Genomic DNA, 12,427 nt, shown 5'->3' on the forward strand with positions numbered 1-12,427 from the left:
CGCATGTTCCTTTGCCAAGCGTCGCTCGACAGGCGGGTCCGCCTGGCCAGGGAAACGTTACTGATGGGCCGATACTGGGCTTCCCAACTATTCCTTTGCGCTCCACATATGAAATGTCTCGGGTTCGTGTCGGTCCGCAACCGACTCCAGGTAACGCGGCTTCCAGACGTCTCTGATGAACGTTTCCATCGTGGTGGGCAGCGACGGGCGAACCTCACGCTCACCCTGGAACCGCACCAGGCCATCGTTCAGAGCGTCGGCGGTCAGGGTGTCATAGTGCCATCTCTCTGAAGTCCCGAAGCGCTTGAGAAATTCAGCTTCCACGTCCTTGCGCGTTCTTTCGATGTACCGGTACTCCACCGGCCGGCCGATCTCTCTGTCGATGATCGCGGCCAATTCATTCATCGAGATATCTTCCGAGCCGACCTCGCGGATCACCCGGTGCTTGCCCGTCGGATTTGTCAGTTCCCTGGCCGCAAGCCATGCGATGTCATCCGTCGCCACCCAGGGCATCTTCAGATCGGGCTTACAGGACCAGGCGATGCGACCATATCTGGCAACCGGCGCCGTCCACGCCAGCGCATTCTCCATGAACCAGGCAGCGCGCAGATGGACCAGGTCGATATTGGTAAGTTCGTTCAGCTTCTGGTCCAGATGGTAGAAACACTCGAAATGGCCGGTCTTCCCGTTCACGTCCGATCCCATGGCCGACAGGCTCACAGCCAGCTTGACGGGGGAATTGCCAAGCGCATCGACGAAGCGTTGGGCAACCACGGGATAGTGGCCTTCAAGGTTGTTCCAGTCGGTCTTGACCATCAGGAACGCGGCATCGGCATCCTGAAAGAACTTGTCGAGCGCTCCCGCACCCGTGTCAAAGCTTCCGAGGAATGGCTCCGCGCCGATTTCGGCCAGTGCCTCAAGGGCTGGACCGCCCCTCGACAGGGCCTTTACCTGATGCCCTGCGCTCAGCAGGTTTCGGGTGAGTTGGGCGCCGATCCTGCCGGTTGCGCCGACGACAGCAATTCGCATGATAGTCTCCATCGGGTTGTTGATGCCCGCTTGTAGCGAATTGCAGTGCACGCGAATTTGGAGATAATGCCATATGATCTCCAAATCGGGCCAATCCGCTAGGACGCTGCGCCCCTGCAGCGTGGACTTCGATCCCGACCCCGACCGGTTGGGTCGCCCGGCGGTCGCCCTGCATGTCGACTTCAGCGACTACCAAGCCGAGGTGCCGCAGCACCAGCACCGGCAGGGGCAGCTCATCCTTGCCTTGCACGGGGCCGTCACCTGCAGGGCCGCAAACGGCCTCTGGATTGTCCCGCCGGACTGCGGGATCTGGATCCCGGGCGGCGTGCCGCACAGCAATCAGGTCACGTCCAACGCTCGCCTGTCCTACCTGTTTGTCGAACCGGATGCTGCGGCCCTGCCGCAGGAATGCTGCACGCTGTCCGTTTCGCCGATGCTGCGCGAGATGATCCTGCGCCTGGCGGATGTGCAGGGCAGCTATGCTCCTGATGACCATGTCGGCCGTCTCGTGCGGGTCTTGCTGGAGGAACTGGCGCTGATGCCGAAAGAGGGGCTGGAGCTGCCCGTGTCCAGCCACCCCAAGATCGCCGTGATCGCCGCCGCCCTGACGGCGGAGCCGAGTGACCGCCGCACCCTCGGGGAATGGGCCGCCCATGTCGCCATGAGCGAGCGATCCCTGAAGCGGTTGATGGTTCAGGAAACGGGGCTGACCTTCGGCCGGTGGCGGCGGCAACTGCACCTGGTCATCGCGCTACGCGAACTCGCCAGCGGCGCGACGGTCCAGAGGGTGTCGAGCGACCTTGGCTACGAGTTTGTCACCGCCTTCATCGTGATGTTCAAGAAGGCACTCGGGACGACACCAACGCGCTATTTCTCGACGTGACCGACGGGCCTAGCTCGGCAGGCGGTCAGTCTGGCTCAAGAGCGGGTCGTGAGCCTGCTCGTGGAGCCAGGCGCAGAGCTGCCTTGGCGCGAGACGGGGGTCGTCTGAGCGCATCAGCGCAAAATGCCAGGCCGGCCCGCTCAGCACATAGGCGAAAGGGGCGATCAGGAGGCCCTTTTCCAGGAGCGGGCGAAACAACAAGGGCGATAGAAGCGCGACACCTGCGCCTGCCACTGCCGCATTGGCGTCGAGTTCATGCGTGGGGTAATCGACTGCCACAAACCGCAGAGCCTGCGGCATCTCGCAGTGAGCGGCCCTGAACCATGCCTGCCAATCCGGATGCGGCAACAGCTCGAAATCGGTGAGCGCCTCCGGCCCGTCCAGGGTCCGCGTTCCGAGCAGAGAGGGCGCCAGCATGGGTGTTACCTCAACCGGCGCGAGCCGGTATTCGTCAAGCCCTTCCCAACCGCCACGACCGGTCCTGATGGCGACATCAAACGCGCCGGGGTCGCGAATATCGGCGGAGACGTCGACCTCGATCGGCGATCCCGCCGCCAAGGGAAAGCGCGCCAGCCGGGGTGCCAGCCAGCGTGACGCGAATGTCGGAGGCGCCGTCAATCTGAGTGGGGGCGTCGCAGCCCGAAATTCATCGAGCGCGCCGGCAATGCCATCCAGTGCGTGGCGAATTCGGGCAGCCAGTTGAGCGGCCGCAGTTGTCGGCACGACGCGTCGCCCCACCCGCACGAACAATGGCTGGCCAAGCTCGGCCTCCAGTGTGCGGATACGGAGACTGACGGCAGCAGGCGTCAGACACAGCCTTTCGGCGGCGCGGGCAAAGCTGGAGGCGGAAACGCACGCTTCCAGAATTCGCAGAGATTCCAACGGCGGCCGCATGATCTCTTCTCTCTTGATGAGTTTTGCTTGTGAAGGTGCCAAGCAAAGCGCGTTTTGGGGGCAGGGCGCCTTCAGCTAGAGCTTATCGCGCAAACCCGAAGACCTGAAGCGCGGCGAGCGGATACGGAGGATCGCGACGCGCTTCGGGCTTCACGCAAACAATAGGCGATCTGACATGTCCCTGCAATCTCGGCACTTGATGACACTCTTCCTGACCCTTCACCCGGCGCTTGAGCTGGGCCAGACGCCGGCCGGTAGCCGGCGTATATTTCCCGTTTCCGGCGGCCATTTCCGGGGCGAGCGACTGAAAGGAGAGGTGTCGCCGCTGATCGGCTCTGACCTCCTGCTCGGACGCGCCGACGGCACATTTCAGCAGGATGTCAGGCTCCTGCTCGCCGCTGACGACGGTGGTCTGATCCTGATGACCTATCGCGGCGTCAGGCGCTCTTCCCAGAGCGTCGACGAGCGTCTCGCTGATGGCGAAGCAGTCGACCCCTCGGAATATTATCTGCGAACAACACCCTATTTCGAAACGGCCGAACCACGGCACGCGTGGCTCAACCAAATAGTCGCGGTTGCGCAGGGCGGCCGGCGTGCAGGCGGTGTCGAGTACGATGTATACGAGATTCTATGAATTCAGCCGCCGGCGCATTTCCCCGTGCATCCGGAAACGACAGCTCTCGGCCCATCGCGGTTATTGCGTTATCGAGCGATAGGTCTGCCCGATAGTTGAAGGAGCCGGTCCATCTCGCGATGAGAGTTGAGCACGGCTACCGGAACGTCCGGCCCATAACGCTCGATTTGCTTCACAAAAAGCGGGGCGTATTTTTTCTCGAAGTTCCAGATGTAGGACAGGAACTCTCGATCCGGCAGTGGCTCAGGGCACCCTTCAGCCATCGCTGGGCGAACTGAACCATAGAAACGAGAGACGCGCTTCAACAGACCAATCAGTGCAACCCATCTCGGCACTCGAACCCACAGAACCAGATCGGTTCGCGGCAATCTCAGGTCGAAGGAAGACGCTCCACTGCCGTCCATGACCCATCGGTCACGTTGGACCATATCCGATATGATTGCTCTTTGCTCGCTACGATCACGCTCTATCCAGCCTGGAAGCCACCGCACATCCCGGTCGAGTGATTGGAATTCCAGGCGGTGCAAATCCGCGATCTTTGCAGAAAAGGTTGTCTTGCCGCCTCCCGAACATCCAATAACGAGAACACGCTCGACTGTCGCCAAAAGGCTGGCCGCATCCATCAGAGAAACATATCGAGGCATCGAAGCGTCATCTTGTCGAACTTGGACCAATATGTTGGGGATGCCAGTATCCCAGCGACATAGATCCACAAACGCGGTGGTGCAAGCGCGGATAGTTGCACTCCGGCGAGGTGCCGGAAAACTCATCGTTGGTGCAGACGCAGACCTCGAGGAACAGCCGCGCCGATCGCCGCCGCCTCGACGCCGTTACTCTGGCGCAGGCCGGCGCGGATGGTGTCGATCACGGCGCGAAGCGGCGGCGCCATCTGCCGTTGGGCCGGATAGCAGAGGTAGTAGCCGGGGAAGGGGGCGGACCAGGTCTCGAGCAGCGCGACAAGGCGACCCTCAGCGATGTGGCGCGCGATCAGCTGCTGGCTGGCGAATGCAACACCCACTCCGTCGACCGCCGCCTGCACCCCGAAGTCCTTCATGTTGGAGATCAGCGGGCCGTCGATTGCGACTTCGAACCACTTGCCGTTTTCCATGAACTCCCATTTGTAAGGCGTCTTCTGCCCCGGCCATCGCCAGGCGATGCAGCGATGGGCGAGAAGGTCGCGCGGATGAGCCGGCGTCCCGTGCCGGGCGAGATAGTCGGGCGAGGCGACCACGGTCTGGCGCAGGTCCGGGCCGAGTTTCACCGCGATGAGGTCCTTGTCGATCACCTCCCCGAGGCGGATGGCGACATCGTAGCCTTCGGCCACGATGTTGACGACGGCGTCGTCGAGCGTGACGTCGAGCACGACCTGCGGATAGGCATCGCTGAAGTCACGAAGGATCGGTGTCAGGTAGAGGTCCGCGGCTGCCCGGAAGCAGTGCACCCGCACGGTCCCGGCGGGATGGGCGCGGCGCTCGCGGGTCTCGCCCAGCGCCTCCGCCAGCTCCTCGACGGCGGGCTGTACCCGTTCGAACAGCTTGGCCCCCGCCTCGGTCAGGGAGACGCTGCGGGTGGTGCGGTTGAACAAGCTGACTCCGACCCGCTCCTCGAGCCCTCGGACCATCTGGCTGAGCGCCGAGGATGACACGCCGAGGTTCTCAGCCGCCCGGCTGAAGTTCAGCGAACCGGCAACGGCCACGAAGGCGCGGAGCTGGTTGAAGTCTCCGGCAGACGGAAGGGAAGGTTTCATGATCGCCCTCAATTACTTAGCTGAGCTTACAAGGCTGATTAGTGCGCGCGGACTAAACCTTGCCGCGCCCGTCCTTATACTCAGCTGGACACGAGAGTTGAAGGGAACCACCATGACGTTGCAGAACACGCCCCCGACGGGAAACATAGATGAATTGGTCGCCTTGGCGAAAACCTACTTCGATGCCGCCTACGCGATGGACGCCGACACGTTCGCGACCATCTTCGACCCCGCGGCCTTGGTCACCAGGCGCGGCGATGGCGACAGCGTGGTGGTTACGCCTGTTGCCGCCTGGCTCGATGCGGTCCGGAGCCTGACCTCACCGCAGGATGCCGGCAGCGTGCGCGCCGACCAGATCCTCTCCATCGCCATTGTCAGTGACATGGCGCTGCTCAAGCTCCGCCTGCGGATCCCGCCCCGCGAGGTGACCGACCTGCTGTCGTGCTTTTACCTCAACGGGCGCTGGCAGATCGTCCAGAAGGTGTTCGCCGCCGAGATCCTGGCCTGAAGGATCTGCCATCGATCCTCAACGGTCACAAGCAGAGCCAGATTGGGAAACTCTTACCGTGGAATTGTGCGGTGACATAGCGCGGGCCCAAAGACCACAGTCGGCCGACATGTTCGTCCGGGTTCGGTTCGAAGCGGACTTAGTGCCCCTGCGGGGCACGCGGCATCAACCGGTGTTTTTGCTGTACACTGGGCCGGCAATCATGCATTCTTATCTAGGGTTGCATGCGTCTTGGGATGGAAGCGCTGCCAACGATTGCTCCTGTTGATTCTGGCCAGACCGATCCAGGTTCCGACCTCTGTGCTCCTACGAGCGAATATTGGTTCTGTACTTCTTGGTAGACGCTGCTCCGCTTAGCCAAGAGGAGGGGTTCCATGTGTCGCTACAGTGTACTGCACATCTCTCGCGGCGTGCTCGCCGCGCTGGGTTTTACAGCGTTGACCGGGTTTGGCTGTCCGGCGGCATTCGCACAGGCGGCATCGGGCGCACAGGCCGCAACGGGGGCTCCGGGGGCCACAATTACCCTCGACGGCAAGCAGCTTCCGCCACCCACACCGAATTTCGGCGGGGTGATCAAGGAAAAAGCGTCGGAATCACAGCCCTGGTGGGCTCCACGTGTCACGCCGCCAAAGGGTGCGCCGAACGTGCTGCTGATCATGACCGATGACCAGGGATTTGGTGCCCCAAGCACCTTCGGCGGGGTCATTCCCACCCCGGCCATGGATCGCATTGCAAACCAGGGGCTGCGCTTTACCAATTTCCACTCGACGTCGCTCTGTTCGCCGACGCGGGCCGCGTTGATCACCGGGCGAAACCATCATTCGGTCGGTTCCGGCGTGGTCGGCGAAATTGCGACGGGCTATCCGGGCTACGATTCCATCATCCCGGTCGACAAAGGCACCATAGGCACGATCCTCAAGGAGAACGGCTATGCGACATCGTGGTTCGGCAAGAACCACAATACCCCGTCCTATCAGTCGAGCCAGGCAGGGCCGTTCAATCAATGGCCGACGGGAATGGGCTTTGAATATTTCTACGGCTTCGTCGGCGGCGACGCCAGCCAGTGGCAGCCGAACCTCTACCGCAACACGACGGCGATCTACCCGTTCGAAGGCAATCCCGGATGGAACATGGAAACGGCGATGGCCGACGAGGCCATCCAATATATGAAGCAGTTGAAGGAGATCGCGCCGGACAAGCCCTGGCTCGTCTATTACGTGCCGGGCGCCACGCATGCGCCGCATCATCCGACGCCGGAATGGATCAAGAAGATCAGCGACATGCATCTCTTCGACGACGGCTGGAACAAGCTGCGCGAGACGATCTTCGCCAACCAGAAACGGCTCGGCATCATGCCCGAGAATGCGCAACTGACGCCGTGGCCGAAGGAACTGCCGCAATGGGATACGCTGAGCCTGGAAGAGAGAAAACTCTTCATCAAGCAGGCGGATATCTACGGCGCCTACCTTGCTTACGCTGACAATGAGATCGGCCGGGTCATTCAGGCCGTCGACGATCTCGGCGAACTCGACAATACGCTGATCATCTATATCGGCGGCGACAACGGCGCGAGTGCCGAAGGCATGCTCAACGGCACGCCGAACGAGTTCACCACCTTCAACGGCATCCCGGTGCCGGTGAAGGACCAGTTGCTCTGGTATCCGTTCTGGGGATCGGAGCGGACATTCCCGCATTTTTCGGCAGCCTGGGCCTGGGCGATGGACACGCCGTTCAAGTGGGTGAAGCAGGTGCCGTCGCATTTCGGCGGAACCTCGCAAGGGGTGGCGATGTCCTGGCCCGGCCACATCACTGACGTGGGCGGCATCCGCCGCCAGTTCTCGCACGTGATCGACATCGTGCCGACCATCCTCGAAGCCGCCGGCATCCCGGCACCCGAGACGATCAACGGCATCGTTCAGAAGCCGGTCGAAGGGGTGAGCATGGCCTACACATGGGACAAGGCAAATGCCGATGTCCCCACTCGGCATACGACGCAATATTTCGAGATGCTCGGCAATCGCGCCATCTACGACAACGGCTGGGTGGCAGCGACGACGCCGGCAACCCGGCCGTGGGAGCTGAGCACCGCAACGCCGCCCGACGTCATCACCGGCTATAACTGGGAACTCTACAACGTTAACGAGGACCCGACCCAGTTCAACGACCTGGCGGCCAAGATGCCCGACAAGCTCAAGCAGATGCAGGACCTCTTCTATTCCGAGGCGAAGAAGTACGACGTGCTGCCGCTCGACAATTCGACGCTTTCCCGTTGGAACACGCCGCGCCCCAACCTGACGGCCGGGCGAACCGAGTTCACCTATTCGGGGGCACTGAGCGGTGTGCCGACGAGCGCTGCACCGAGCGTCCTCAACAAGTCCTATACGATCACGGCCGAGGTCGAGATACCCGAAGGCGGTGCGGACGGCATGATCGTGACCGAGGGCGGACGGTTCGGCGGCTACGGCCTGTTCCTCAGCAAAGGCGACTTCGGCGTCGGGCGGGGCAGGGTCGTCTTTCTCTACAACCTTCTCGACCTGAAGCGCACGATGTGGGAGGGGCCGGAACTGGAACCCGGCAAGCACCAAATCGTCTTCGAGTTCAAGTCCGATGGCCCCGGCCTCGGCAAGGGCGGTAGCGGCGTCCTGTCGGTGGATGGCAAGCAGGTGGCGACAAACTCGGTCGAACACACGACGCCCGTCACCTTTCCAGAGGACGAAAGCTTCGACGTCGGCCAGGATACGCGCACAGGGGTCGCTTTGGTCGAGTATCGCTACGACGCTCCGTTCAAGTTCTCCGGCAAGATCGACAAGCTGACGTTCAAGCTCGGGCAATAGTGGGGGCGGCATGTTTGGAACGATGGCTGCAAATGCCAGGCTGCTGTTGTCGGTAACGGGCGTGGTCGAAGCCGCGACGGGACTGGCATTGCTGATTGCACCAGCGCTCCTGGTTCAAGTGTTGCTCGGGGCCGCGCCGGACACGCCTGCCGGCATGACGGCCGCCCGTGTCGCCGGAGCGGCCGTGCTGAGCCTGGCCGTCGCCTGCTGGCTTGCGCGGGATGACCTGGCAGGCAAGGCTGCCAAGGGATTGGTGACAGCGATGCTGTTCTACAACTTCGCCGTGGTCGCAATACTCATTCTTGGATGGATTCGCCACGGCATCGCCGGCATCGCTTTCTGGCCTGTTGTCGCGGCCCACATCGCGCTGGGCGTCTGGTGTGCGGCATGCGGCTTGGCATCGAGCCGCATTGCTGACCGTTAGCAATCGTCCGGCGCGACGTCAGCTATGGGCGCGACGCGGCCAAGGGCGTCGGCCGCCTTTCAGCCCGAAGCGGCCGTTTGGCGATCTCGGCGTAGACGACCGCTTTGCGCCCGCATTTCGGTCGTTCGGAACATCCGTGGAAGCTCTTGAAAGCTGTCCTTCAAGCATTATGGTGACAGGCGCTCAGGTGAACCTATCGAAATCACCGGTTTGAGCGAGCGCTAGGTGGTGCGCAAATCGCCGTTCTTCCCGCTGTGGCGCGGGTTGCCGCGAGTCGATGACCGCGGGATGGTGAGCGGGGCCGTACTTCGCTGGTTCGACGTTCAGCATGGTCGATGCGATGTTCGCGCCTCTCCTCCGGTATTTCGATCTCATCGACCCGGGCGTGACACAGACGATACTTCAGGGTCTCCCGCGCGTCACGCGATGGCCAAAGGCTTTGGCTCTACGAGAGAGCGTTGTGGCGGCGGTGGGTCGGGACTACGGTCATCGGTTCAAGCAACATCTGGCCGCGCACCAGGCGCTTTTGGCGAATTGATGCCCCCCAAGCCAGCCTTCGCTCGCATGCTGTCTTGACCTGGGGGCGCTCCGAACAGACGCCTATACTCGCGGCTGAACTGCGAGGCACTCTCGTAGCCGACGGCGAACGCAACTTCGGCTGCACCTGCCTGGTTCGCGATCATGCGTCGGCGGGCCTCGTGAAGCCGGATATACTTCTGATACTGGAGCGGGCTGACGGCGGCGACAGTTTTAAAGCGGTCGTAAAAAACGGATACACTCATGCCTGCCAGTGCCGCGACCGCCTTGAAATCGAGATGCTCGGTGTAGTGGTCGCGGATCCAGGCCATGGCCTTTCGAATGTGCATCAGGCGCGAGTCAGCCCCAGCAATCTGACGGAGCAGGCCGCCGTGCGGCCCCATCAGCAGCCGAAACATCAGCTCATGCTCCAGAGACTGAGCCATGACCGGGATTTCGGTTGGGCGATCGAGTAGGTCTACCAATCTCCCCCAAGCACCGAGAAGCGACGCGCTCGCGGTGCTGACGCCGTATCCCGATTCTATCGGCAACTCCGGCATCGCTGCCATCTCGAGGACGAGGTCGGACAGCAGAGCCGGGTCCAGATACAGACCGATGGCGATAAACGGCCTATCTGGCGACGCCTCGCAGACTTGTCCCAACGCGGCGATCTCGGCCGCGACGATCATGCTTTGACCGGGTCCGTACTCGAACATCTTGTCGCCGATAAACATGCGCTGTGTGCCCTGGATCACCACGGACGCCGCAGGATCATAGATCAGTGGATCGACCTCGGTCGTATGGTCGAGAGTGTAGGCGAACAGTCGTGGCAACTTAAGACTCGGACGGCCAGCGTGGCGCATTGCGATGGCGCGTATTGTGTCGAGTTCGCTCATGGAGCCACCCTAATCCGATTGCCCACTTCTATCAAGCATTCCGGAAAATCAGGCAAGAGTGGCGGAAGTTTCGGCATCGTGGCCTTGGGGTTCAAATCCTACTATCGGGCCAAGACAGAGGCCATCGGGGCTTCTGATGGTCCAGGAGAAACTGCCATGCCTACCCCAATTGAAACTGTATCGGCTTTTTGTGCCACGTTCGTTGAAGACGGTGGACGACCGGCCGTCCGCCGCTGGTTCACACCCGCTACGCGCTGGGTCAACGAAGGCGTTTCAGTCACGACGGGTACCGACGAGGCCATTGCGATGATCGATGGCCTGGAGACCTCGATGGGCATCTCCACGGTCCATATCGACATGCTCGCGATTGCCGCCGATGGATCCCGCGTTCTCACCGAAAGGCTTGACCGGTTCGAGCGTGCCGACGGCAGTGAAATCGGGCGCGTGATGATCATGGGAATTTTCGAGCTTGAAGGCGACAAGATTGTCGAGTGGCGGGACTATTTCGACGTGACCGCCGTCCAGAAGTTCTCTGCCGGTTAGCACGGCAGCTTGCGAACGATGGTGTTGAGTGCGGAGATTGTTGTCTCCGCACTCAACCGCGCGCGCCCTCCCGCGCAGCGGGTTCGTTCACTGGCCCCAATTCCGTCACTTAATCAGTCCCGCATGGCCTCTGCTATCCGCAGCAAGGCTGAATAGATGATCTCGGGATCATCGGGTGCAACGGCATTTCGGACCAGGCCTTCGGCGTTGGCGACAATCTCGTGGGCCGCACGCAAGGCCGACCGGCCGTCCGGCGTCAGTTCGGTCGTAAGGACCCGCCCATGTACCGGGTGGGCCATTCGCTTGATGAGGCCGTCCCGTTCGAGTGTCGCTATGATGGACTGCATCGTCTGCGGTGTTACGAAGGCCCGCCGCGCGAGCTCCGCACTTGACAGGCCTGCGCTGACCTCAAGCCCCGCCAGCACCGAGTATTGCGGGGTCGTCAATCCGATGTTTCTAAGTTCGGTGTCGAGATGGCCCCGCAGCGCTTGCTGCGCCCGCTTCAGCGCATATCCGAGCGAGCGGTAGGTGTCATCAACAGGCGGATCGATCAGGCTAGACATATCAGGGTCCTTATATTATATCAGGGCCCTGACGATACTGCGTCAGGTATAAAAAGGAAAGATAGCTCATGCCTCGCCTCATTGGACCGGATTTCATCGGGATACAGACAAAGGATCTGGACGCCGCACGGAGCTTCTATCGGGACATTGTCGGGCTTACGCCATCGGCAAAAGCCCCTCCAGGTGCGGTTGTTTTCGAAACGCACCCCATCCCATTCGCCGTCCGCACGCCGATCGAGGACTTTGACGACACGGCGAAGCTAGGGGTTGGCATCGCGATCTGGTTTGGCTGCGACGACGCTGACGAATTGCACGCTCATCTGTGCGAGCGCGACGTGCGGATAGCTTTCCCGCCGAAGGACGGTTCCTTCGGACGCTATTTCGCCTTCGTCGATCCATTTGGCTATACGATAACCGCGCATACCCTTCCGACAAGTGACTGAAACGGCCCCGGAAGGGCAAGACGGACTACAGGGTTTTTCGGAAGAACACGACGCGCTGGGTCTCCGCAAATCCTAATGCAGCATGGAGCGCATGGCTGGCTGCGTTCTCAAGCGGCGCGTCGGAGCCAAATTCGACGCATCCAAGCGATTTTCCCCATTCGGCAACCGCGTTGCACAGCAACCGCGCAATACCCCTTCGCCTGTCAGCGGGCCGGACATAGATCCCTTCAAGGAACAGGACTGGTGAGCTACTGCATCCGTTCACATAATCATGACGTAAAGTGGCCTCTGCAAGCCCGATAGCTTCATTCGCATCATTTCGAGCGATGAACGCGGCTGCTTTTCCATTTCCTGAAAGAAACGACCGAACCAGCTCGGCACAATGGTCTTCAAGTGAATGATGCGGCCATAGCGCAATGCGAAGCTGCGCCCATGGCTCAACATCTTTTATGGTCCCAATCTCAATAATCGATTCCATATCGCGGCTCCTTCCTTGTCGCAAAAATCCCAATT

The 12,427-nt window shown here is 61.4% G+C and carries 14 protein-coding genes and 1 pseudogene; 8 read left to right on the top strand and 7 right to left on the bottom strand.

Annotated elements, in window-relative coordinates; translation table 11 throughout:
- Nucleotides 1-87: 87 nt before the first annotated feature.
- Nucleotides 88-1,029: an NmrA family NAD(P)-binding protein gene (locus ACR9ZQ_RS12965; RefSeq protein WP_481427983.1), complete on the bottom strand. Its 942-nt coding sequence runs from the start codon at nt 1,027-1,029 to the stop codon at nt 88-90.
- Nucleotides 1,030-1,102: 73 nt separating this feature from the next.
- On the opposite strand from ACR9ZQ_RS12965, the gene ACR9ZQ_RS12970 reads away from it, so the two are divergent.
- A complete protein-coding gene (locus ACR9ZQ_RS12970) occupies nt 1,103-1,912 on the top strand; it encodes an AraC family transcriptional regulator (RefSeq protein ID WP_481427984.1) in 810 nt (269 codons plus the stop codon).
- Between the two features lie 9 nt (nt 1,913-1,921).
- Here ACR9ZQ_RS12970 and ACR9ZQ_RS12975 read toward each other — a convergent pair whose 3' ends face one another.
- Nucleotides 1,922-2,806 carry a LysR family transcriptional regulator gene (locus tag ACR9ZQ_RS12975; protein WP_481427985.1) on the bottom strand — a complete coding sequence of 295 codons (885 nt, stop codon included), beginning with the start codon at nt 2,804-2,806 and terminating at the stop codon, nt 1,922-1,924.
- Between the two features lie 175 nt (nt 2,807-2,981).
- Here ACR9ZQ_RS12975 and ACR9ZQ_RS12980 point away from each other — a divergent pair, with 175 nt between their 5' ends.
- Nucleotides 2,982-3,440, top strand: a complete 459-nt coding sequence (locus tag ACR9ZQ_RS12980) for a DUF3237 domain-containing protein (RefSeq protein WP_481427986.1) — start codon at nt 2,982-2,984, stop codon at nt 3,438-3,440.
- Nucleotides 3,441-3,508: 68 nt separating this feature from the next.
- Here ACR9ZQ_RS12980 and ACR9ZQ_RS12985 read toward each other — a convergent pair whose 3' ends face one another.
- Nucleotides 3,509-4,084, bottom strand: a complete 576-nt coding sequence (locus ACR9ZQ_RS12985; protein ID WP_481427987.1) for a P-loop NTPase family protein — start codon at nt 4,082-4,084, stop codon at nt 3,509-3,511.
- A gap of 122 nt (nt 4,085-4,206) precedes the next feature.
- The gene (locus tag ACR9ZQ_RS12990; RefSeq protein WP_481427988.1) at nt 4,207-5,187 is read right to left on the bottom strand and encodes a LysR family transcriptional regulator; all 981 of its coding nucleotides are present in this window, start codon (nt 5,185-5,187) and stop codon (nt 4,207-4,209) included.
- A gap of 112 nt (nt 5,188-5,299) precedes the next feature.
- Between ACR9ZQ_RS12990 and ACR9ZQ_RS12995 the strand changes: the two genes are divergently transcribed.
- The 4 genes and pseudogenes from ACR9ZQ_RS12995 to ACR9ZQ_RS13010 all read left to right on the top strand — a co-directional run.
- Nucleotides 5,300-5,695 carry a nuclear transport factor 2 family protein gene (locus ACR9ZQ_RS12995; RefSeq protein WP_439015452.1) on the top strand — a complete coding sequence of 132 codons (396 nt, stop codon included), beginning with the start codon at nt 5,300-5,302 and terminating at the stop codon, nt 5,693-5,695.
- A gap of 374 nt (nt 5,696-6,069) precedes the next feature.
- A complete protein-coding gene (locus ACR9ZQ_RS13000) occupies nt 6,070-8,529 on the top strand; it encodes an arylsulfatase (RefSeq protein ID WP_481427989.1) in 2,460 nt (819 codons plus the stop codon).
- Nucleotides 8,530-8,539: 10 nt separating this feature from the next.
- On the top strand, nt 8,540-8,953 hold the full coding sequence (locus ACR9ZQ_RS13005) for a hypothetical protein (RefSeq protein ID WP_481427990.1): 414 nt from the start codon (nt 8,540-8,542) through the stop codon (nt 8,951-8,953).
- Between the two features lie 310 nt (nt 8,954-9,263).
- Nucleotides 9,264-9,491, top strand: a pseudogene (locus ACR9ZQ_RS13010) (glutathione S-transferase family protein); the annotation flags it as partial.
- Here ACR9ZQ_RS13010 and ACR9ZQ_RS13015 read toward each other — a convergent pair.
- Nucleotides 9,448-10,365: an AraC family transcriptional regulator gene (locus tag ACR9ZQ_RS13015; RefSeq protein ID WP_481427991.1), complete on the bottom strand. Its 918-nt coding sequence runs from the start codon at nt 10,363-10,365 to the stop codon at nt 9,448-9,450. The pseudogene ACR9ZQ_RS13010 and the gene ACR9ZQ_RS13015 overlap by 44 nt on opposite strands.
- A gap of 156 nt (nt 10,366-10,521) precedes the next feature.
- Here ACR9ZQ_RS13015 and ACR9ZQ_RS13020 point away from each other — a divergent pair, with 156 nt between their 5' ends.
- Nucleotides 10,522-10,908, top strand: a complete 387-nt coding sequence (locus ACR9ZQ_RS13020; RefSeq protein WP_481427992.1) for a limonene-1,2-epoxide hydrolase — start codon at nt 10,522-10,524, stop codon at nt 10,906-10,908.
- Between the two features lie 113 nt (nt 10,909-11,021).
- Here ACR9ZQ_RS13020 and ACR9ZQ_RS13025 read toward each other — a convergent pair whose 3' ends face one another.
- Nucleotides 11,022-11,471: a MarR family winged helix-turn-helix transcriptional regulator gene (locus tag ACR9ZQ_RS13025; protein ID WP_481427993.1), complete on the bottom strand. Its 450-nt coding sequence runs from the start codon at nt 11,469-11,471 to the stop codon at nt 11,022-11,024.
- Nucleotides 11,472-11,539: 68 nt separating this feature from the next.
- Between ACR9ZQ_RS13025 and ACR9ZQ_RS13030 the strand changes: the two genes are divergently transcribed.
- Complete coding sequence (locus ACR9ZQ_RS13030) at nt 11,540-11,914, top strand: VOC family protein (RefSeq protein ID WP_481427994.1); 375 nt, start codon at nt 11,540-11,542, stop codon at nt 11,912-11,914.
- A gap of 25 nt (nt 11,915-11,939) precedes the next feature.
- Here ACR9ZQ_RS13030 and aac(6') read toward each other — a convergent pair whose 3' ends face one another.
- Nucleotides 11,940-12,416, bottom strand: coding sequence for an aminoglycoside 6'-N-acetyltransferase (gene aac(6') / locus ACR9ZQ_RS13035; protein ID WP_405049777.1), 477 nt, complete (start codon nt 12,414-12,416; stop codon nt 11,940-11,942).
- Nucleotides 12,417-12,427: the final 11 nt, after the last annotated feature.

This window comes from Rhizobium sp. KNZ14-9A (assembly GCF_056755015.1).